Source organism: Streptomyces macrolidinus (genome assembly GCF_023887685.1).
Lineage (GTDB): Bacteria > Actinomycetota > Actinomycetes > Streptomycetales > Streptomycetaceae > Streptomyces > Streptomyces macrolidinus.
This window is the reverse complement of record NZ_JAMWMR010000002.1, coordinates 189,398-209,621: the sequence shown is the minus strand read 5'-3', so window position 1 is coordinate 209,621 and position 20,224 is coordinate 189,398. Positions and strand designations below refer to the sequence as shown.

16 protein-coding genes are annotated in these 20,224 nt (G+C 70.4%); 15 read left to right on the top strand and 1 reads right to left on the bottom strand.

The window, feature by feature from the left end; translation table 11 throughout:
* Positions 1 to 83: 83 nt before the first annotated feature.
* The 13 genes from NGF19_RS03140 (at position 84) to NGF19_RS03080 (ending at position 14,281) form a co-directional block, all read left to right on the top strand.
* Complete coding sequence (locus tag NGF19_RS03140) at positions 84 to 1,631, top strand: UDP-N-acetylmuramoyl-L-alanyl-D-glutamate--2,6-diaminopimelate ligase (protein ID WP_252421977.1); 1,548 nt, start codon at positions 84 to 86, stop codon at positions 1,629 to 1,631.
* A 4-nt stretch (positions 1,632 to 1,635) separates the two neighbouring features.
* Positions 1,636 to 3,066: a UDP-N-acetylmuramoyl-tripeptide--D-alanyl-D-alanine ligase gene (locus tag NGF19_RS03135; RefSeq protein ID WP_252421976.1), complete on the top strand. Its 1,431-nt coding sequence runs from the start codon at positions 1,636 to 1,638 to the stop codon at positions 3,064 to 3,066.
* A complete protein-coding gene (gene mraY / locus NGF19_RS03130) occupies positions 3,063 to 4,136 on the top strand; it encodes a phospho-N-acetylmuramoyl-pentapeptide-transferase (protein ID WP_252421975.1) in 1,074 nt (357 codons plus the stop codon). The genes NGF19_RS03135 and mraY overlap by 4 nt, the downstream gene beginning before the upstream one ends.
* On the top strand, positions 4,118 to 5,545 hold the full coding sequence (gene murD, locus NGF19_RS03125) for a UDP-N-acetylmuramoyl-L-alanine--D-glutamate ligase (RefSeq protein WP_252421974.1): 1,428 nt from the start codon (positions 4,118 to 4,120) through the stop codon (positions 5,543 to 5,545). Before mraY ends, murD begins: the two co-directional genes overlap by 19 nt.
* A gap of 155 nt (positions 5,546 to 5,700) precedes the next feature.
* A complete protein-coding gene (ftsW, locus tag NGF19_RS03120; RefSeq protein ID WP_372505567.1) occupies positions 5,701 to 7,032 on the top strand; it encodes a putative lipid II flippase FtsW in 1,332 nt (443 codons plus the stop codon).
* A 6-nt stretch (positions 7,033 to 7,038) separates the two neighbouring features.
* On the top strand, positions 7,039 to 8,130 hold the full coding sequence (gene murG / locus NGF19_RS03115; protein WP_252421972.1) for an undecaprenyldiphospho-muramoylpentapeptide beta-N-acetylglucosaminyltransferase: 1,092 nt from the start codon (positions 7,039 to 7,041) through the stop codon (positions 8,128 to 8,130).
* Positions 8,131 to 8,173: 43 nt separating this feature from the next.
* A complete protein-coding gene (locus NGF19_RS03110; protein ID WP_252421971.1) occupies positions 8,174 to 8,959 on the top strand; it encodes a cell division protein FtsQ/DivIB in 786 nt (261 codons plus the stop codon).
* A 279-nt stretch (positions 8,960 to 9,238) separates the two neighbouring features.
* Complete coding sequence (gene ftsZ / locus NGF19_RS03105; protein ID WP_252421970.1) at positions 9,239 to 10,432, top strand: cell division protein FtsZ; 1,194 nt, start codon at positions 9,239 to 9,241, stop codon at positions 10,430 to 10,432.
* Entirely contained in the window at positions 10,429 to 11,157 is a 729-nt protein-coding gene (pgeF, locus tag NGF19_RS03100) for a peptidoglycan editing factor PgeF (protein WP_252421969.1), read from the top strand. The genes ftsZ and pgeF overlap by 4 nt, the downstream gene beginning before the upstream one ends.
* A 6-nt stretch (positions 11,158 to 11,163) precedes the next feature.
* Positions 11,164 to 11,883 (top strand): YggS family pyridoxal phosphate-dependent enzyme, encoded by a 720-nt coding sequence (locus tag NGF19_RS03095; RefSeq protein WP_252421967.1) that lies wholly within the window; start codon positions 11,164 to 11,166, stop codon positions 11,881 to 11,883.
* A 129-nt stretch (positions 11,884 to 12,012) separates the two neighbouring features.
* The gene (locus NGF19_RS03090; protein ID WP_252421965.1) at positions 12,013 to 12,645 is read left to right on the top strand and encodes a cell division protein SepF; all 633 of its coding nucleotides are present in this window, start codon (positions 12,013 to 12,015) and stop codon (positions 12,643 to 12,645) included.
* 51 nt (positions 12,646 to 12,696) lie between these two features.
* Positions 12,697 to 12,987, top strand: coding sequence for a YggT family protein (locus NGF19_RS03085; RefSeq protein ID WP_252421963.1), 291 nt, complete (start codon positions 12,697 to 12,699; stop codon positions 12,985 to 12,987).
* Positions 12,988 to 13,039: 52 nt separating this feature from the next.
* Positions 13,040 to 14,281: a DivIVA domain-containing protein gene (locus NGF19_RS03080; protein ID WP_252421961.1), complete on the top strand. Its 1,242-nt coding sequence runs from the start codon at positions 13,040 to 13,042 to the stop codon at positions 14,279 to 14,281.
* A 168-nt stretch (positions 14,282 to 14,449) separates the two neighbouring features.
* On the opposite strand, the gene ileS is transcribed toward NGF19_RS03080, so the two are convergent.
* Positions 14,450 to 17,587, bottom strand: a complete 3,138-nt coding sequence (gene ileS, locus NGF19_RS03075) for an isoleucine--tRNA ligase (protein ID WP_252421959.1) — start codon at positions 17,585 to 17,587, stop codon at positions 14,450 to 14,452.
* 636 nt (positions 17,588 to 18,223) lie between these two features.
* Between ileS and NGF19_RS03070 the strand changes: the two genes are divergently transcribed.
* Together NGF19_RS03070 and lspA are read left to right on the top strand one after the other, a co-directional pair.
* Positions 18,224 to 19,465 carry a TraR/DksA family transcriptional regulator gene (locus tag NGF19_RS03070; RefSeq protein ID WP_252421958.1) on the top strand — a complete coding sequence of 414 codons (1,242 nt, stop codon included), beginning with the start codon at positions 18,224 to 18,226 and terminating at the stop codon, positions 19,463 to 19,465.
* Between the two features lie 81 nt (positions 19,466 to 19,546).
* Entirely contained in the window at positions 19,547 to 20,206 is a 660-nt protein-coding gene (gene lspA, locus NGF19_RS03065; protein WP_252421957.1) for a signal peptidase II, read from the top strand.
* Positions 20,207 to 20,224 lie beyond the last annotated feature (18 nt).

Genomic DNA, 20,224 nt, shown 5'->3' with positions numbered 1-20,224 from the left:
TTCGCTCCGGCGGGGGTGTGCCCGGTACGCTCACCGCCGTGCCATACGCTGATCAGTCCCAAACCACCCAGAAGGGCGCTTCCGTGACATACCCGGGACCGCCGCGACCGGCTCAGGTCTCCGCCACCCCCCTCGCGGAGCTCGCTGATCAGTTGGAGGCCGCCAGGCCGGACGAGCCGGACGGAGCGGCCGAGGTCACGGGCATCACCCACGACTCGCGCGCCGTCCGTCCCGGTGACCTGTACGCCGCCCTGCCCGGCGCCCGCCTGCACGGCGCGGACTTCGTGACGCAGGCGGCCGGCCTCGGTGCCGTCGCCGTGCTGACCGACCCGACCGGCGCCGAGCGCGCCGCCGCGACGGGGCTGCCGGTCCTGGTCGTCGACGACCCGCGCGGCCGGATGGGCGAGCTGGCGGCCACGATCTACGGCCGTCCCGGACGCGACCTGCTCCAGATCGGGATCACCGGCACCTCCGGCAAGACCACGACCGCGTACCTCGTCGAGGGCGGCCTGCGGGCCACCCACGGCGGCGACGGCGACCCGCGCGTGGGCCTGATCGGCACGGTCGAGACGCGCATCGGCGACGAGCGCATCAAGTCCGAGCGCACCACGCCCGAGGCCACCGACCTCCAGTCCCTGTTCGCGGTCATGCGCGAGCGCGGGGTCGAGGCGGTCGCCATGGAGGTCTCCAGCCACGCACTGGTCCTCGGCCGCGTCGACGGCTGTGTCTTCGACATCGCCGTCTTCACCAACCTCAGCCCGGAACACATGGAGTTCCACTCCGACATGGAGGACTACTACCGGGCCAAGGCGCAGTTGTTCACCGAGCGGCGCAGCCGGGCCGGGGTCGTCAACTACGACGACGAGTGGGGCCGCAGGCTCGTGGCGGACTCCGGTGTCCCGGTCGTCACGTTCTCCGCCGAGGGCCACCCCGACGCCGACTGGCGTGCCGAGGACGTCGAGATCGGCCCGCTGGACTCGACGTTCACCGTGGTCGGCCCCGACGGGCGGCGCATCGCCGCGAAGTCCCCCCTGCCCGGCCCCTTCAACGTGGCCAACACGCTCGCCGCCGTCGTCGCTCTCGCCCAGGCCGGGCTCGACCCGCAGACCGCCGCCGACGGTATCGCCGCGGTGCCGGGTGTCCCGGGCCGGCTGGAGCGCGTCGACGCCGGGCAGCCGTATCTCGCGGTCGTCGACTACGCCCACAAGACCGCCGCCGTCGAGTCCGTGCTGCGGGCTCTGCGCAAGGTCACCGAGGGCGAGTTGCACGCCGTGCTCGGCTGCGGCGGCGACCGGGACACGACCAAGCGCGCCCCGATGGGTGCCGCCGTGGCCCGGTTCGCCGACACGGCCGTACTGACCTCCGACAACCCCCGCTCCGAGGACCCCCTCGCGATCCTCGCCACGATGCTCGAGGGCGCGGCCTCCGTACCCGCCCACGAACGCGGCGAGGTGCAGGTCTTCGAGGACCGGGCCGCCGCCATCGCCGCCGCCGTCGCCCGCGCGCGACCCGGCGACACGGTGCTGGTCGCGGGCAAGGGACACGAGCAGGGCCAGGACATCGCCGGAGTGGTCCGTCCCTTCGACGACCGCGACGTACTTCGCGAAGCTATCCAGAAGAACCAGGGATGAACTTGTGATCGCCCTCTCTCTCGCCGAGATCACCAGAGTCGTCGGCGGGCAGACGCACGACATACCGGATCCGTCCGTCCATGTCACCGGACCGGTCGTCCGGGACTCCCGTGAGGTGGAGCCCGGCAGCCTCTTCGTCGCCTTCGTGGGCGAGCGCGTGGACGGACACGACTTCGCACCGGCCGTGGTCGAGGCGGGCGCCGTCGCCGTACTGGCGTCCCGCCCCGTCGGCGTGCCCGCGATCGTCGTGGACGACGTCCAGGCCGCCCTCGGCGCCCTCGCCCGCCATGTCGTCGAGCGGCTGGGGGCGACCCTCGTCGCCCTCACCGGCTCCGCGGGCAAGACCAGCACCAAGGACCTCATCGCCCAGGTGCTCGGGCGCAAGGCGCCGACCGTGTTCACGCCCGGCTCGCTCAACAACGAGATCGGGCTGCCCCTCACCGCTCTCAGCGCCACCGAGGAGACGAGGTTCCTCGTCCTGGAGATGGGCGCCCGCGGCATCGGCCATATCCGCTACCTCGCCGGGCTGACCCCGCCGAGCGTCGGTGTCGTGCTCAACGTCGGCACCGCGCACATCGGCGAGTTCGGCGGCCGTGAGCAGATCGCGCTGGCCAAGGGCGAGCTCGTCGAGGGCCTGCCCGCCGCGGACGCGGGCGGCGTCGCGATCCTCAATGCAGACGATCCGCTGGTACGGGCCATGGCCTCCCGTACGAAGGCGAAGGTGATCCTTTTCGGAGAGTCCGACGAAGCGGACGTACGCGCCGAGAACGTGAGACTCACGGACACCGGACAGCCCGTCTTCAGGCTTCACACACCCTCCGGTGCAAGCGATGTGACGATGCGCCTGTACGGTGAGCACCACGTGTCGAACGCGCTCGCCGCGGCCGCCGTCGCCCATGAGCTGGGCATGTCCGCAGACGAGATCGCCGTGGCGCTCTCCGAGGCGGGCTCCCTCTCCCGCTGGCGGATGGAGGTCACCGAGCGCCCGGACGGCGTGACGATCGTCAACGACGCCTACAACGCGAACCCCGAGTCCATGAGGGCCGCCCTGCGCGCGCTCGTCGCCATGGGCGAGGCCTCACGGGCCCAGGGGGGGCGCACCTGGGCGGTGCTCGGCGAGATGGCCGAGCTCGGGGACGAGGCGCTCGCCGAGCACGACGCGATCGGACGGCTCGCCGTCCGACTCAACGTCAGCAAGCTCGTCGCGGTCGGGGGCAGGGAAGCGTCCTGGCTGCAATTGGGCGCATATAACGAGGGTTCGTGGGGTGAGGAGTCGGTGCACGTGTCCGACGCACAGGCGGCGGTCCACCTGTTGCGCAGTCAGTTGCGCCCGGGAGACGTCGTACTCGTGAAGGCGTCCCGGTCGGTCGGTCTGGAGAGTGTGGCGCAGGCGCTGCTCGAGACCGGTGCCGAGGGTGAGGTTGCCGCCCGATGATGAAGCAGATCCTGTTCGCGGGTGTCATTGGCCTCTTCCTGACCCTGGTCGGCACTCCGCTGCTGATCAAGCTGCTGGCCCGCAAGGGCTACGGTCAGTACATCCGTGACGACGGCCCGCGCGAGCACGCCAGCAAGCGCGGTACGCCGACGATGGGCGGTATCGCCTTCATCCTGGCGACGGTCGCCGCCTACTTCCTGTCCAAGGTGATCACCGGTTACCCCCCGACCTACTCGGGACTGCTGGTGCTCGGCCTGATGGTGGGCATGGGCATGGTCGGCTTCCTCGACGACTACATCAAGATCGTCAAGCGCCGCTCGCTGGGTCTGCGGGCCAAGGCGAAGATGGCCGGACAGTTGCTCGGCGGTATCGCCTTCGCGGTGCTGGCGCTCCAGTTCGCCGACAACCGCGGCAACACCCCGGCCTCCACCAAGCTCTCCTTCGTGCAGGACTTCGGCTGGTCCATCGGCCCGGTGCTCTTCGTGATCTGGGCGCTGTTCATGATCCTCGCGATGTCGAACGGCGTGAACCTCACCGACGGTCTCGACGGCCTGGCCACGGGCGCCTCCGTCCTGGTCTTCGCCGCCTACACGTTCATCGGCGTCTGGCAGTTCCAGGAGTCCTGCGCCAACGCGATGACCCTGACCAACCCCGCGGCCTGCTACCAGGTACGCGACCCGCTCGACCTCGCCATCGTGGCCTCGGCGCTGATGGGCGCCTGCCTGGGCTTCCTGTGGTGGAACACCTCGCCCGCCAAGATCTTCATGGGTGACACCGGCTCGCTCGCACTGGGCGGCGCCCTCGCGGGCCTCGCGATCTGCTCCCGCACCGAGCTGCTGCTCGCGCTGCTGGGCGGTCTGTTCGTCCTGATCACCATGTCCGTCGTGATCCAGGTCGGCTCGTTCCGGCTCACCGGCAAGCGCGTCTTCCGGATGGCCCCGCTCCAGCACCACTTCGAGCTCAAGGGCTGGTCCGAGGTGCTCGTGGTCGTCCGGTTCTGGATCATCCAGGGCATCTGTGTGGTCGTCGGACTGGGCATCTTCTACGCAGGATGGGCAGCGGACAAGTGACCGACTGGCAGGGGAAGCACGTCACCGTCGCGGGACTCGGCGTCTCGGGTGTCCCGGCGGCCAAGGTGCTGCACGGGCTCGGCGCGCTCGTCACCGTCGTCAACGACGGCGACGACGAGCGGGCCCGGACGCAGGCCGCGGAACTCGAAGCGCTCGGCATCACGGTCCGCCTCGGTGACGGGTCGACCCTGCCCGAGGGCACCGAGCTGATCGTCACCGCGCCCGGCTGGCGCCCCGACAAGCCGCTGTTCGCCGCGGCGGCCGAGGCGGGCGTCCCGGTCTGGGGCGACGTCGAGCTGGCCTGGCAGTTGCGCGGCCCCGACGCGGCCCCCTGGCTCGCGGTCACGGGCACCAACGGCAAGACCACGACCGTGCAGATGCTCGCCTCCATCCTGAAGGCGGCGGGCCTGCGCACGGCGGCCGTCGGCAACATCGGCGTCTCGCTCCTCGACGTCGTCCTCGGCGAGGAGCAGTACGACGTCCTCGCCGTGGAGCTGTCGAGCTACCAGCTCCACTGGGCGCCGTCGCTGCGCGCGCACTCCGCCGTCGTGCTCAACCTGGCGCCCGACCACCTCGACTGGCACGGCTCCATGGAGGCGTACGCCGCCGACAAGGGCCGTGCCTACGAGGGCAATCGCGTCGCCTGCGTCTACAACGTCGCCGACAAGGCGACCGAGGACCTGGTGCGCGAGGCCGACGTCGAGGAGGGCTGCCGGGCCGTCGGCTTCACGCTGGGCTCGCCCGCGCCCTCCCAACTCGGCGTCGTGGACGGCATCCTGGTCGACCGCGCCTTCGTCGAGAACCGGCACAAGAACGCGCAGGAGCTGGCGCAGGTCTCCGACATCGACCCGCCCGCCCCGCACAACATCGCCAACGCCCTTGCCGCGGCGGCCCTCGCGCGTGCCTTCGGCGTCCCCGCCCAGGCCGTGCGCGACGGTCTGCGGGCCTTCACCCCGGACGCCCACCGCATCGCCCACGTCGCGGACCACGACGGCGTCGCGTACGTCGACGACTCCAAGGCCACCAACACCCATGCGGCGCAAGCCTCGTTGGCGGCCTACGGGTCGATCGTGTGGATCGCGGGCGGGCTCGCCAAGGGCGCGACCTTCGACGAACTGGTCGCCGCCTCCGCACCGCGCCTGCGGGGCGCCGTGCTCATCGGCAGGGATCGTGCGCTGATCCGCGAAGCCCTGGCGCGACACGCGCCAGAAGTACCCGTCGTCGACCTCGAACGGACCGACACTGGGGCGATGCGCGCGGCGGTCCAGGAGGCGCGGGGGCTCGCCCGGCCGGGCGACACGGTGCTGCTGGCGCCGGCCTGTGCCTCCATGGACATGTTCGTGAACTACAACAAGCGCGGGGACGCGTTCGCGGAGGCCGTTCGTGAGCTCGGCTCCGCCGACGACTGACCCGGCCCCGCCCTGCCCGGCGGCGACCGGGCGAGTGCGGGAGGGATGCGTGACTCGGATGTGGCTGGGGCCCGGACAGCGCTGCGGCGCTGTGCGGGCCGACGGCGTTCTCGCACGGCGGGGCGGGGTGAGCGCCGGTGCCCGCCAGCCGTAGCGTGCCGCGCGCGCCCAGGCGTCCCTCCGTTTCGGCTCGCCCCCCGCGCGACAACCCCGTCACCCGGCTCGTCCTGCGGGCCCGGCGCGCCTGGGACCGGCCGCTGACCGCCTACTACCTGATCCTCGGCGGCAGTCTGCTGATCACCGTGCTGGGCCTCGTGATGGTCTACTCGGCCTCGCAGGTCACCGCGCTCCAGATGGCGCTGCCCGGCTCGTACTTCTTCCGCAAGCAGTTCCTCGCGGCCTCCATCGGCGCCGTGCTGATGCTCGTGGCCGCGCGGATGCCCGTGAAGCTGCATCGGGCACTGGCGTACCCGATGCTGGCGGGTTCCGTCTTCCTGATGGCCCTGGTGCAGGTGCCCGGGATAGGGATGTCGGTCAACGGCAACCAGAACTGGATCGCGCTCGGCGGCTCCTTCCAGATCCAGCCCAGCGAACTCGGCAAGCTGGCACTCGTGCTCTGGGGAGCCGATCTGATCGCCCGCAAGCAGGAGAAGCGGCTGCTGACGCAGTGGAAGCACATGCTGGTGCCGCTCGTCCCCGTGGCGTTCATGCTGCTCGGGCTGATCATGCTGGGCGGCGACATGGGCACCGCGATCATCCTGACCGCCATCCTGTTCGGGCTGCTGTGGCTGGCGGGCGCGCCCACGCGGCTCTTCGTGGGGGTGCTGTCGATCGCCGTCATGATCGGCGTGTTCCTCATCAAGACCAGCCCCAACCGGATGGACCGGCTCGCCTGCATCGGCGCCACGGACCTCGGACCCGAGGGCACCTGCTGGCAGGCCGTGCACGGAATCTACGCCCTGGCGTCCGGCGGGTTCTTCGGTTCCGGGCTCGGTGCGAGCGTGGAAAAATGGGGTCAACTGCCGGAGTCCCACACCGACTTCATCTTCGCCGTCACCGGTGAGGAACTGGGCCTCGTGGGGACGCTGTCGGTCCTCGCCCTCTTCGCGGCTCTAGGCTATGCGGGTATCCGCGTGGCCGGACGCACGAAGGACCCCTTCGTCAGGTATGCCGCGGGAGGCGTGACCACCTGGATCACCATGCAGACGGTGATCAACATCGGTGCGGTGCTCGGCCTGTTGCCGATCGCCGGTGTGCCCCTCCCGCTGTTCTCCTACGGGGGCTCCGCCCTGCTGCCGACCATGTTCGCCATCGGACTGCTCATCGCCTTCGCGCGCGAGGAGCCCGGTGCGCGAGCGGCGCTTGCGAGGCGGCAACCCCGCTTTGGTAGAAAGCGAGCGGGAGGCGCCGTACTCACACGGGGGCCTCGGAGATGGAACACGATGCGACGACGCGCCTCGGCGGCGCGCTCGTCCGGAGAGCGGTGAATTTCGGTGCATGTCGTACTCGCTGGTGGGGGGACCGCCGGCCACATCGAGCCCGCGCTCGCCCTCGCGGACGCCCTGCGCAGGCAGGATCCGACCGTGGGGATCACGGCCCTGGGCACGGAGCGCGGCCTGGAGACCCGACTCGTACCCGAGCGCGGCTATGAACTCGCGCTGATCCCGGCCGTGCCGCTGCCGCGCAAGCCGACCCCCGAACTGATCACGGTCCCCGGGCGGCTGCGCGGCACGATCAAGGCGGCCGAGCAGGTCCTGGAGCGCACCAGGGCGGACGCCGTCGTCGGCTTCGGTGGCTATGTCGCCCTGCCCGGCTATCTCGCGGCCAAGCGCCTCGGTGTCCCGATCGTCATCCACGAGGCCAACGCCCGCCCCGGCCTGGCCAACAAGATCGGTTCGCGGTACGCGGCCCAGGTCGCCGTCTCCACCCCGGACAGCAAGCTGCGCGGCGCCCGCTACATCGGCATCCCGCTGCGCCGCGCCATCGCCACCCTGGACCGCGCCGCCGTACGCCCGGAAGCGCGCGCCGCGTTCGGGCTCGACCCGAATCTGCCGACGCTGCTGGTCTCCGGCGGCTCGCAGGGCGCCCGGCGGCTCAACGAGGTGGTGCAGCAGGTCGCCCCGTACCTCCAGCAGTCCGGGATCCAGATCCTGCACGCGGTCGGCCCGAAGAACGAACTGCCGCGCGTACAGCAGATGCCGGGGATGCCCCCCTACATCCCGGTACCGTACGTGGACCGGATGGACCTCGCGTACGCCGCGGCCGACATGATGCTCTGCCGGGCCGGCGCGATGACCGTCGCCGAACTCTCCGCCGTCGGGCTCCCGGCCGCCTATGTCCCGCTGCCCATCGGCAACGGCGAACAGCGGCTGAACGCCCAGCCGGTGGTGAAGGCCGGCGGTGGACTGCTGGTCGACGACGCGGAACTGACGCCGGAGTGGATCCAGCAGAACGTCCTGCCCGTGCTCGCCGATCCGCACCGGCTGTACCAGATGTCCCGCGCCGCCGGTGAGTTCGGCCGCCGGGACGCCGACGACCTGCTCGTCGGCATGGTGTACGAGGCGATCGCCGCACGTCACCGCTAGGGACATGCGTGCACCGCAAGGGACATGAGGGAGGGCAGGGAGCGTGGCCGGACCGAAGGCCGCCGAGCGCGACGCACGGCAGAAGCAGAAGTCCGGCCCGCCCCGGCCGCCCGTCCCCGGACGGTGGGCCCGCCGCCGTATGCTCATCATCCTTTTGCTGGCAGTGGTGTTGGTGAGCGGCGGCGTCATCTGGCTGCTGTACGGCTCCTCATGGCTGCGCGTGGAGCGGGTGACCGTGTCCGGTACGCGTGTTCTGACCCCGGCTCAGGTGCGTACGGCGGCCGGGGTACGGACCGGAACGCCGCTGGCGTCTCTCGACACCGACGCGATCGAGGCGCGGCTGCGGCGGAAGTTGCCCCGTATCGACACGGTCGAGGCCGTCCGCTCCTGGCCTCATGGAATCACCCTGAACGTGACCGAGCGGACCCCCGTCCTGCTCCTCGCGAGCGGCGGCCGGTTCGTCGAAGTCGACCGCGAGGGCGTTCGGTTCGCCACGGTGACGCATGCTCCGGAGGGTGTCCCCGTACTGGAGTGGGCGCTGCCCCGCACGGGCGGCCCGCGCCGCTTCGGCACCGACCGGCTGCTGCGCGAGGCGGTCCGCGTGGCCGAGGCCGTGCCGACCGCCGTCGCGCGGGACACACGGACCGTCAAGGTCCGTTCCTACGACTCCATCTCGCTTCGGTTGCGCGACGGTCGGAGCGTGATGTGGGGAAGTGGTGAGAAGGGCAAGGCGAAGTCGGTCACGCTGACGGCACTGATGAAAGCGGCCCCGGACGCCCGGCACTTCGACGTCAGCGTGCCCACCTCCCCTGCGTCATCAGGGAGTTGACGTGCATCCGTGCAGGCCACCACCCTGGTTGGGCACTGCTACGGCTGATCACATAGGGTGAAAAGAAAAACGGGAGGTTCGGCGTGTTCGTTGAACGTGCGCCACTTGTCGACTTAGTGTCCTGTCCGGAAGAGTCCAGGGAACAGGCACACTGGTAACCCTAAACTTCAGCGTTAGGGTTCGGGTCGGCGTTCGGACCGTCCCATTCGGCATCCGCCGTCGGACCACGGGGCCACCCGAGGGCGACGGCAACGTAATTCGAGGCGAGAGGCCTTCGACGTGGCAGCACCGCAGAACTACCTCGCAGTCATCAAGGTCATCGGTGTCGGCGGCGGTGGTGTCAATGCCATCAACCGGATGATCGAGGTCGGTCTCAAGGGCGTCGAGTTCATCGCCATCAACACCGACGCGCAAGCTCTGTTGATGAGCGACGCCGACGTCAAGCTCGACGTCGGCCGTGAACTCACCCGCGGTCTCGGCGCCGGCGCCAACCCGGCCGTCGGACGCAAGGCCGCCGAGGATCACCGTGAGGAGATCGAGGAGGTCCTCAAGGGGGCCGACATGGTCTTCGTCACGGCCGGTGAAGGCGGCGGCACCGGCACGGGCGGAGCGCCCGTCGTAGCCAACATCGCCCGCTCGTTGGGCGCCCTGACGATCGGTGTGGTCACCCGCCCGTTCACCTTCGAGGGACGGCGCCGCGCCAACCAGGCCGAGGACGGTATCGCCGAACTCCGCGAAGAGGTCGACACCCTCATCGTCATCCCGAACGACCGGCTGCTGTCGATCTCGGACCGTCAGGTCTCCGTGCTCGACGCCTTCAAGTCGGCGGACCAGGTGCTGCTCTCCGGTGTCCAGGGCATCACTGACCTCATCACCACCCCCGGCCTCATCAACCTCGACTTCGCCGATGTGAAGTCCGTGATGTCCGAGGCCGGTTCGGCCCTCATGGGCATCGGCTCGGCCCGCGGCGACGACCGCGCGGTGGCCGCCGCCGAGATGGCGATCTCCTCGCCGCTGCTGGAGGCGTCCATCGACGGCGCCCGCGGGGTGCTCCTGTCCATCTCGGGCGGCTCCGACCTCGGCCTGTTCGAGATCAACGAGGCCGCCCAACTCGTCAGCGAGGCCGCGCATCCCGAGGCCAACATCATCTTCGGCGCGGTCATCGACGACGCCCTCGGGGACGAGGTACGGGTCACCGTGATCGCCGCCGGCTTCGACGGCGGCCAGCCTCCGGCCAAGCGGGACAACGTGATCAGCTCGTCCTCGGTCAAGCGCGAGGAGCCGGCCCGTCCCGCGGAGAGCCGTCCGGCGTTCGGCTCGCTCGGCAGCGTCGCGCCGAAGGAGACGCCGGAGCCCGCGCCCGCCCCGGAGCCGGTGACCGAGATCCCCGTCACCCCGCCGCCGATCCCGTCGTCGCGGACCTACTCGGACAGCGCGGCCGAGGAACTGGACGTCCCGGACTTCCTCAAGTGATAGGACAGCGCGACACCGTGAGCGGCGCGCACTTCGCCTTCACCGACCGGTGGGGCGGGGTGAGCGCCGCTCCGTACGAGGAGCTCAATCTCGGCGGAGCGGTCGGCGACGACCCCGAGGCCGTCCGCACCAACCGCGAACTCGCCGCCAAATCCTTGGGACTCGACCCGGCCGACGTGGTCTGGATGAACCAGGTGCACGGGGCGGACGTGGCCGTGGTGGACGCCCCGTGGGGTGAAATGCGGGTGCCCGAGGTGGACGCGATCGTCACCGTGCGACGCGGACTCGCCCTCGCGGTACTCACCGCCGACTGCACGCCTGTTCTGCTCGCCGACCCCGTCGCCGGGGTCGTGGCGGCTGCCCACGCGGGCCGTCCCGGCATGGTGGCCGGGGTGGTCCCGGCCGCCGTCCGCGCGATGACGGAACTGGGTGCCGATCCCTCCCGGATCGTCGCCCGCACGGGCCCCGCCGTCTGCGGCCGGTGCTACGAGGTACCGGAAGCGATGCGCGCGGAGGTGTCCGCCGCCGAACCGGCGGCGCACGCCGAGACGAGTTGGGGCACTCCCGCGGTCGATGTGACCGCCGGTGTGCACGCCCAACTCGAACGACTCGGGGTGTGTGACCGGGCGCAGTCGCCGGTGTGCACCCTCGAATCGGGCGACCACTTCTCGTACCGCCGCGACCGGACGACCGGACGGCTCGCTGGCTATGTCTGGCTGGACTGATGGGACATGACGGACCGTAAGACTCAACTCGCCGCGAATCTGGCGCAGGTGGAGGACCGTATCGCGGCCGCGTGCCGGGCCGTCGGCCGCGCGCGGGACGAGGTGACCCTCATCGTGGTCACCAAGACCTACCCCGCCAGTGATGTGCGTCTTCTCTCCGAACTCGGCGTACGGCACGTCGCGGAGAACCGCGACCAGGACGCGGCACCCAAGGCGGCCGAGTGCTCGGATCTGCCCCTCACTTGGCACTTCGTCGGTCAGTTGCAGACCAACAAGGTGCGCTCCGTGGTCGGTTATGCCGATCTCGTGCAGTCCGTGGATCGTTCCCGACTGGTCACGGCGCTGTCGAAGGAGGCCGTGCGGGCCGGGCGCGAACTGGGCTGCCTGATCCAGGTGGCACTGGACGCGGGGGCGAACGAACGGGGCGAGCGCGGTGGCGTCGCGCCTTCTGGAATCGAAGAGTTGGGCGACCTCATCGCGAACGCTCCGGGCTTGCGGCTGGACGGTCTGATGACCGTCGCGCCGCTCATAGGAGAGTATGCGGGGCGTCAACAGGCAGCATTCGAGCGGTTGATGGTTTTGTCGACCGACCTGCGCCGAACCCATCCGACTGCAACCATGGTGTCGGCAGGGATGAGTGCGGACCTCGAGCAGGCCGTGGCGGCCGGGGCGACACATGTGCGCGTCGGTACTGCGGTACTCGGAGTCCGCCCGAGGCTCGGGTAACGTCGCCAAGAAGTCGGACCACAGCAGAAAATATGGTCAATTCCGCCGATCGGCGGGCATGACGACCACGTGGATCGCGGGCACTTGGCAGTCGTCAGTCGATCCACCACAGAGCGGAGGACTCAGGAAATGGCCGGCGCGATGCGCAAGATGGCGGTCTACCTCGGCCTCGTGGAGGACGATGGGTACGACGGCCGGGGGTTCGACCCCGACGACGACTTCGAGCCCGAACTCGACCCGGAGCCGGAGCGGGACCGCAGGCGGCATGAGCCGTCGCATCAGGCACTTCAGCCCCAACGGGACGAATCGGTGCGAGTGGTTCAGCCGCCGGCGCAGCGCGATCCGGTGTCCCATTCGGCTTCGCCGGCCGCGGAATCGGGGCGTCCGGCCCGCATCGCCCCCGTGGCATCCATCACACAAGAACGCCAGAGCCTGGAGAAGAGCGCCCCGGTGATCATGCCCAAGGTCGTGTCCGAGCGAGAGCCCTACCGGATCACCACGCTTCACCCGCGGACCTACAACGAGGCCCGTACCATCGGGGAACACTTCCGTGAGGGCACTCCGGTGATCATGAATCTGACGGAGATGGACGACACGGACGCGAAGCGACTTGTCGACTTTGCGGCAGGTTTGGTCTTCGGCCTGCATGGAAGTATCGAGCGGGTGACGCAGAAGGTGTTCCTGTTGTCGCCTGCTAACGTCGATGTCACGGCGGAGGACAAGGCCCGCATCGCAGAGGGCGGGTTCTTCAACCAGAGCTGAGACGCACAATCGGAAAGCCGCACGGGAACAGGGGAGAGGGAAGCACGGATCATGAGCGTGTTCCTGGAGGTTGTCTACATCGCGCTGATGTGCTTCCTCGTCGTGCTGATTTTCCGGCTGGTCATGGACTACGTCTTCCAGTTCGCCCGCTCATGGCAACCCGGCAAGGCGATGGTGGTCATTCTGGAGGCCACCTACACCGTCACGGATCCACCGCTGAAGCTTCTGCGGCGGTTCATCCCGCCGCTGCGTCTCGGAGGCGTGGCGCTCGACCTGTCCTTCTTCGTACTGATGATCATCGTCTACATCCTGATCTCCATCGTGGGCAACCTCGCGAGGTGACTGTGGACGATACGGTCTTGCCGACTGCCGATGACTACGTTGAGGTGAAGAGATGCCGTTGACCCCCGAGGACGTGCGGAACAAGCAGTTCACGACCGTCCGCCTCCGAGAAGGCTATGACGAGGACGAGGTCGATGCCTTCCTCGATGAGGTCGAAGCCGAACTGACTCGTCTCCTCAGGGAGAACGAGGATCTGCGCGCCAAGCTGGCCGCCGCCACGCGTGCCGCGGCGCAGAACCAGCAGAACATGCGCAAGCCCCCGGAGGGCCAGCAGGACCAGCAGCAGCAGCAACAGCAGCCGCCGCAGCCACCGCAGGGCATGCGAGGTCCGGGGGCTCCGGTGCCCGCTGGGATATCGGGCCCGCCGCAGCAGCAGATGGGTGGCCCCATGGGTGGTCCGCCCCAGCTGCCGAGCGGTGCCCCGCAGCTGCCTGCCGGCCCCGGCGGCGGTCAGGGTGGTCCCCAGGGTCCCGGTCCGATGGGCCAGGGTCCGATGGGACAGGGTCCGATGGGTCAAGGACCCATGGGCCAGGGGGCGATGGGCCAAGGGTCCATGGGGCAGGGGCCGATGGGCGGCCAGCCTCCGATGCAGCAGCAGATGGGTGGCCCCATGGGCGGCCCCGGTCCCATGGGCGGTGGCCCGATGGGCGGTCCGGGAGGTCCCGGTGGTCCGGGCATGCCCGGTCAGGGTCCCGGTGGCGACAGCGCCGCGCGTGTCCTGTCGCTGGCTCAGCAGACCGCCGACCAGGCGATCGCCGAGGCCCGTTCCGAGGCCAACAAGATCGTCGGTGAGGCCCGCAGCCGCGCCGAGGGTCTGGAGCGCGACGCCCGTGCCAAGGCCGACGCGCTGGAGCGGGACGCGCAGGAGAAGCACCGCGTCGCGATGGGTTCTCTGGAGTCCGCGCGCGCCACGCTGGAGCGCAAGGTCGAGGACCTGCGCGGCTTCGAGCGCGAGTACCGCACGCGGCTGAAGTCGTACCTGGAGTCGCAGCTCCGTCAGTTGGAGACCCAGGCCGACGACTCGCTGGCTCCGCCGCGCACCCCGGCCGCGGCCTCGCTGCCCGCGCCGTCGGCGCCGTCGATGGCTCCGGCGGGCGCGAGTGGCCCGTCGTACGGCGGCAACCAGTCGATGGGTGGTCCTCCGGCTCCCTCTGCTCCGTCCTTCGGCGGTCAGCAGCAGATGTCCCCGGCGATGACCCAGCCGATGGCGCCGGTGCGTCCGCAGGGCCCGTCGCCGATGGGCCAGGCGCCCTCGCCGATGCGCGGGTTCCTCATCGACGAGGACGACAACTGACGGTCGTACAGGCGCCGTAGACAGCGGCAGCATTCAGGGCGGGGCCCCGGATTCTCGATCCGGGGCCCCGCCCTTGTCTCGGCACACCGCACCTGTGTCCCCCTGCCGCAACGCCGAAGGCCCGGAGTCACCAAGGAAGTTGGCGGATCCGGGCCTTCGCGGCCGCCGTTATGCCTTGCGCAGGCGGAACGTCAGGCTCAGGGGCTCGTCGGTGAACGGGGTGCCGTAGCTCCCGTCCGCCTCGCCCTGGGCGAAGTCCGTGGCCAGGACCTCGTCGGCGATCAGACCGGAGTGCTCGGTCAGGGCCGCGATGACCGCCGGGTCCGTCGCGGTCCAGCGGAGCGCGATCCGGTCGGCGACGTCCAGGCCGCTGTTCTTGCGCGCCTCCTGGATCAGCCGGATCGCGTCACGCGCGAGGCCCGCCTGCCGCAACTCCTCGGTGATCTCCAGGTCGAGAGCGACCGTCGCGCCGGAGTCGGACGCCACCGACCAGCCCTCGCGCGGGGTCTCCGTGATGATCACCTCGTCGGGGGCGAGGGTGACGGTCTCGCCGTCGACCTCCACCGACGCCGTGCCCTCGCGCAGGGCCAGGGACAGGGCCGCCGCGTCCGCGCCCGCGATGGCCTTGGCGACGTCCTGGACGCGCTTGCCGAAACGCTTGCCCAGCGCACGGAAGTTCGCCTTCGCCGTCGTGTCGACCAGCGAGCCGCCGACCTCGCTCAGCGAGGCGAGCGCCTCGACGTTCAGCTCCTCCGTGATCTGCGTGTGCAGCGCCGGGTCCAGCGACTCGAAGCCGCTCACCGCGACCAGCGCGCGGGACAGCGGCTGACGCGTCTTGACGCCCGACTCCGCGCGCGTGGCACGGCCCAGTTCGACGAGACGGCGCACCAGCACCATCTGCTTCGACAGCTCCGGGTCGATCGCGGACAGGTCCGCCTCGGGCCAGGACGACAGGTGCACCGACTCCGGGGCGCCCGGGGTCACCGGCACCACGAGGTCCTGCCACACCCGCTCGGTGACGAACGGGGTCAGCGGCGCCATCAGCTTGGTGACCGTCTCCAGCACCTCGTGCAGCGTGCGCAGCGCCGCCTTGTCGCCCTGCCAGAAGCGGCGCCGCGAGCGGCGGACGTACCAGTTCGACAGGTCGTCGACGAACGCGGACAGGAGCTTGCCGGCGCGCTGGGTGTCGTATCCCTCCAGGGACCGCGTCACCTGGTCGGTGAGCGCGTGGAGTTCCGACAGCAGCCAGCGGTCGAGGACCGGGCGGTCGGCCGGGGCCGGGTCGGCCTCGCTCGGCGCCCAGTTCGCCGTCCGGGCGTACAGCGCCTGGAAGGCGACCGTGTTCCAGTACGTCAGGAGCGTCTTGCGGACGACCTCCTGGATGGTGCCGTGGCCCACGCGCCGGGCCGCCCAGGGGGAACCGCCCGCCGCCATGAACCAGCGGACCGCGTCGGCGCCGTGCTGGTCCATCAACGGGATCGGCTGGAGGATGTTGCCTAGGTGCTTGGACATCTTGCGGCCGTCCTCGGCGAGGATGTGGCCGAGGCAGACCACGTTCTCGTACGAGGACTTGTCGAAGACCAGGGTGCCGACGGCCATCAGCGTGTAGAACCAGCCGCGGGTCTGGTCGATCGCCTCGGAGATGAACTGCGCCGGGTACCGGCTCTCGAACAGCTCCTTGTTCTTGTACGGGTAGCCCCACTGCGCGAACGGCATCGAACCCGAGTCGTACCAGGCGTCGATGACCTCCGGCACGCGCGTGGCCGTCGCGCCGCAGCCCTCGTGCGGGCAGGCGAAGGTGACCTCGTCGATGTACGGCCGGTGCGGGTCCAGGCCCGACTGGTCCGTGCCGGACAGCTCGGTCAGCTCCGCGCGGGAGCCGACGCAGGTGAGGTGGTCCTCCGCGCAGCGCCAGATGGGCAGCGGGGTGCCCCAGTAGCGGTTGCGGGACAGCGCCCAGTCGATGTTGTTGTTCAGCCAGTCACCGAACCGGCCGTGCTTGACCGTGTCCGGGAACCAGTTGGTCTTCTCGTTCTCCTGGATCAGACGGTCCTTGACGGCCGTCGTACGGATGTACCAGGAGGGCTGGGCGTAGTAGAGCAGCGCGGTGTGGCAGCGCCAGCAGTGCGGGTAGCTGTGCTCGTACGGCAGGTGGCGGAAGAGGAGGCCGCGCTGCTTCAGGTCCTCGGTGAGCTGTTCGTCGGCCTTCTTGAAGAAGACGCCGCCGACCAGCGGCAGGTCCTCCTCGAAGGTGCCGTCGGGGCGGACCGGGTTGACCACGGGCAGGCCGTAGGAGCGGCAGACCCTGAGGTCGTCCTCACCGAAGGCGGGGGACTGGTGGACCAGGCCCGTACCGTCCTCGGTGGTCACGTACTCGGCGTTGACCACGTAGTGGGCGGGCTCGCTGAACTCGACCAGCTCGAAGGGGCGTCGGTACGTCCAGCGCTCCATCTCGGTGCCGGTGAAGGTCTGTCCGGTGGGCTCCCAGCCCTCGCCGAGCGCCTTGGCGAGCAGCGGCTCGGCGACGACGACCTGCTCCGTGCCGTCGGTGGCGACGACGTAGGTGACCTCGGGGTGCGCGGCGACCGCCGTGTTGGAGACCAGGGTCCAAGGGGTGGTCGTCCACACCAGGAGCGCGGCCTCGCCCGCGAGCGGTCCTGAGGTCAGCGGGAAGCGGACGTAGACCGACGGGTCGACGACCGTCTCGTAGCCCTGCGCCAGCTCGTGGTCGGAGAGGCCGGTGCCGCAGCGCGGGCACCAGGGGGCGACGCGGTGGTCCTGGACCAGCAGGCCCTTGGAGAAGATCTCCTTCAGCGACCACCAGACCGACTCGACGTACTCCGGGTCCATGGTGCGGTACGCGTCGTCCAGGTCGACCCAGTAGCCCATGCGGGTCGTCAGCTCGGCGAAGGCGTCGGTGTGGCGGGTGACCGACTCGCGGCACTTGGCGTTGAACTCGGCGATGCCGTACGCCTCGATGTCCTGCTTGCCGGAGAAGCCCAGCTCCTTCTCGACGGCCAGCTCCACGGGCAGGCCGTGGCAGTCCCATCCGGCCTTGCGGGCCACGTGGTAGCCGCGCATGGTGCGGAAGCGCGGGAAGACGTCCTTGAAGACGCGGGCCTCGATGTGGTGGGCGCCCGGCATGCCGTTGGCGGTGGGCGGGCCTTCGTAGAACACCCATTCAGGGCGGCCCTCGGACTGCTCCAGGGTCTTGGCAAAGATCTTCTGCTCGCGCCAGAAGTCGAGCACGGCGTGCTCGAGTGCGGGCAGGTCGACCTGGGCGGGCACCTGGCGGTACTGCGTCATTGATCTTCCTCCGGCGGACGTGCTGCCTTCCGTCGGAGGGACGAGAGCCCGGATTCCGTGAATCCTGCGTACGCCGTGTGCGGCGCGCTCCCGCGGTACCACCCTCCTTGGCTCCTCGGTGCGCCGTACGCATCGATGAGCCCCCTCATTGGGGTCGCGATACCGGTTCTACCGGCCCTGGGCGGACCCAAGGCGTTCTTCCGGCGGCTCCGGGGTGATCTTCACGTCGCGCGGGCCTCCGGGCTTCCACCGTCCCCGGATCGCTCATGGCTGCGTACGCCGCTACTCGTCCCCATCCACGCTGTTCGCTCCGCCCAGTGTACGGCGCCCCACGGACAGCGGCCGACCGGATTTCGTCCGCCCCGTGACCGGGGGCGCCGCGGCGTGCGCGGTGACCCGAATGGCCAGGCGCGGGTCGTCCCGGACGCCGGGATGTCGGGCCCGGCGGATTACCGGCCGGAGAGCTGGGCACAACGGATGGAGGCTCGGCGCGCGGCCCGCGTGCGACGGGCGCCTCGTGAGCGTGCCCCGTTGCCGCGGGCCAGAAGTCGATTTATCGTCCCAGCACGATCTGCGCGCGAGACCACGGAAGCCGAGATCACGGAAGCTGATCACAGAAGCCAAGGGGCCGCGGCCATGGTGGCGAAGAAGACCGCCGTACAGCGACCGCCGGGTGGATCCGGCGGCGCGGCGGCCACGCGTGCGCCCACCGGCACGACCGCACACGGGGCAGCCGGGCCCACAGAGGTGAACGGAACGGCTGTCGCCGGGGCCGTGCGCGGGCGGAGCCCGGCGGCGGCCGAGCAGGCTCCGGCCAGGGAGGCGGCGGCCATGGAGGCATCGGGTGCCGCGCGGAAGAAGGCGGCGGCACGGCCCGCGACGAAGAAGGCGGCGGCCTCGAAGGCGGCCGGATCTGCGGGCCCGGCCGAGAAGGCGGTCGCCAAGGAGGCGGCCGGACCTGCGGCCCCCGCCAAGAAGGCCCCAGCCAAGAAGGCGGCGGGTGAGAAGGCGGCTGCCGAGAAGGCGGTCGGCAAGGAGGCGGTCGGCGGGAAGAGGGTCGGCAAGAAGGCAGCGGCGACAGGCGCCGCGGCCGAGAAGGCGACGGCGAAGAAGACCGCCGCCGGGAAGGCAGCGGTGAAGAAGACGGTCACGAAGGAGGCGGCGGCGAAGAAGGCCGGCGCCGAGGACACAGGGGCGAAGAAGCCCGTCGCCGGGAAGACGGCGGTGAAGAAGACGGTCACGAGGAAGACGGTCACGAAGGAGGCGGCGAAGAAGGTCGACGCCAAGGACGCGGTGGCGAAGAAGGCCGTCGCCAAGGGCGGCAAGAGCGCGGCGAAGAAGGCCGTCGCCAAGGGCGGCAAGAGCGCGGCGAAGAAGAAGGCGGGTGCGGTCGAGGCCGCCCAGCAGACGGGAGCCACGACAGTGGTTGCGAAGAAGACTCCTGGCACGGCCACCGCGGTCCCCAAGGCACGGTCGGTGGAGCCCGGCGAACTCGCGGTGCGCCCCGGTGAGACCCCGTGGACCCCCGAGGAGGTGACCGACGCGCGAGCCGAGCTGCAGGGCGACGCGCTCCGGCTGCGCGCCGAGATCGAGGCCTCCGAGCAGGCGCTGGTCGGCCTCATGCGCGACTCCGGGGACGGTGCCGGTGACGACCAGGCCGACGCCGGTACCAAGAACATCACGCGCGAGCACGAGCTGGCCCTCGCCGCCAACGCGCGCGAGATGCTCGACCAGACCGAGCGCGCCCTGGAGCGCCTCGACGCCGGTACCTACGGTCTGTGCGAGAACTGCGGCAGCCCCATCGGGAAGGCCCGGATGCAGGCCTTCCCGCGCGCCACGCTGTGCGTCGAGTGCAAGCAGAAGCAGGAACGCCACTGACGAGTCCCGCCTGGCGGCATGGCCGGGCGAGCCGGTGTCGTAGTCTCGTCCACAGTCAGGCACCTAGGTTGAGGGACTCACGTGGCAGAGGCGGAGCGCATGATCGGTACGCCGGATACCCCAGACGCGGCAGGGGCCGGGCCGGAGCAGTCCGGTGAACGACCCCGCTCGGACTCCGCCGCGGCGACCGTCGAGGCGGCCTCGGCCGAGGCCCTCGGCATGGCGCAGGCGGTGTCCGGTTCCGCCGAGGGCCGGGGCAAGCGGCGGATCGTCGTCCTGTTCGCCGTCGCCGCCGTCGCCTACGCGCTCGACCTGGCCAGCAAGCTGATCGTGGTCGCGAAGCTGGAGCATCACGCGCCGGTCCAGGTCATCGGCGACTGGCTGCGCCTCGAGGTGATCCGCAACGCGGGAGCCGCCTTCAGCATCGGCGAGGCGTTCACCGTGATCTTCACGCTGATCGCGGCCACGGTGATCGTCGTGATCATCCGGCTCGCGCGCAAGCTCTACAGCCTGCCCTGGGCGATCGCGCTCGGCCTGCTGCTCGGCGGCGCGCTGGGCAACCTCACCGACCGGATCTTCCGCGCGCCGGGCCTCTTCAAGGGCGCGGTCGTCGACTTCATCTCGCCCAAGCACTTCGCCGTCTTCAACCTCGGCGACTCGGCGATCGTCTGCGGCGGCATCCTGATCGTGCTGCTGTCCTTCCTCGGCCGGGACCCCGACGGCACCGTCCACAAGGACTGAGCACCGGTTGTCCACAGC

Bases quoted from the DNA above. Each gene is read 5' to 3' on its own strand.
- NGF19_RS03090 (WP_252421965.1), top strand. From the start codon at position 12,013: ATGGCCGGCGCGATGCGCAAGATGGCGGTCTACCTCGGCCTCGTGGAG.
- NGF19_RS03080 (WP_252421961.1), top strand. From the start codon at position 13,040: ATGCCGTTGACCCCCGAGGACGTGCGGAACAAGCAGTTCACGACCGTC.
- murD (WP_252421974.1), top strand. From the start codon at position 4,118: ATGGGCAGCGGACAAGTGACCGACTGGCAGGGGAAGCACGTCACCGTC.
- NGF19_RS03085 (WP_252421963.1), top strand. From the start codon at position 12,697: ATGAGCGTGTTCCTGGAGGTTGTCTACATCGCGCTGATGTGCTTCCTC.
- mraY (WP_252421975.1), top strand. From the start codon at position 3,063: ATGATGAAGCAGATCCTGTTCGCGGGTGTCATTGGCCTCTTCCTGACC.
- NGF19_RS03070 (WP_252421958.1), top strand. From the start codon at position 18,224: ATGGTGGCGAAGAAGACCGCCGTACAGCGACCGCCGGGTGGATCCGGC.
- ileS (WP_252421959.1), bottom strand. From the start codon at position 17,587: ATGACGCAGTACCGCCAGGTGCCCGCCCAGGTCGACCTGCCCGCACTC.
- NGF19_RS03095 (WP_252421967.1), top strand. From the start codon at position 11,164: ATGACGGACCGTAAGACTCAACTCGCCGCGAATCTGGCGCAGGTGGAG.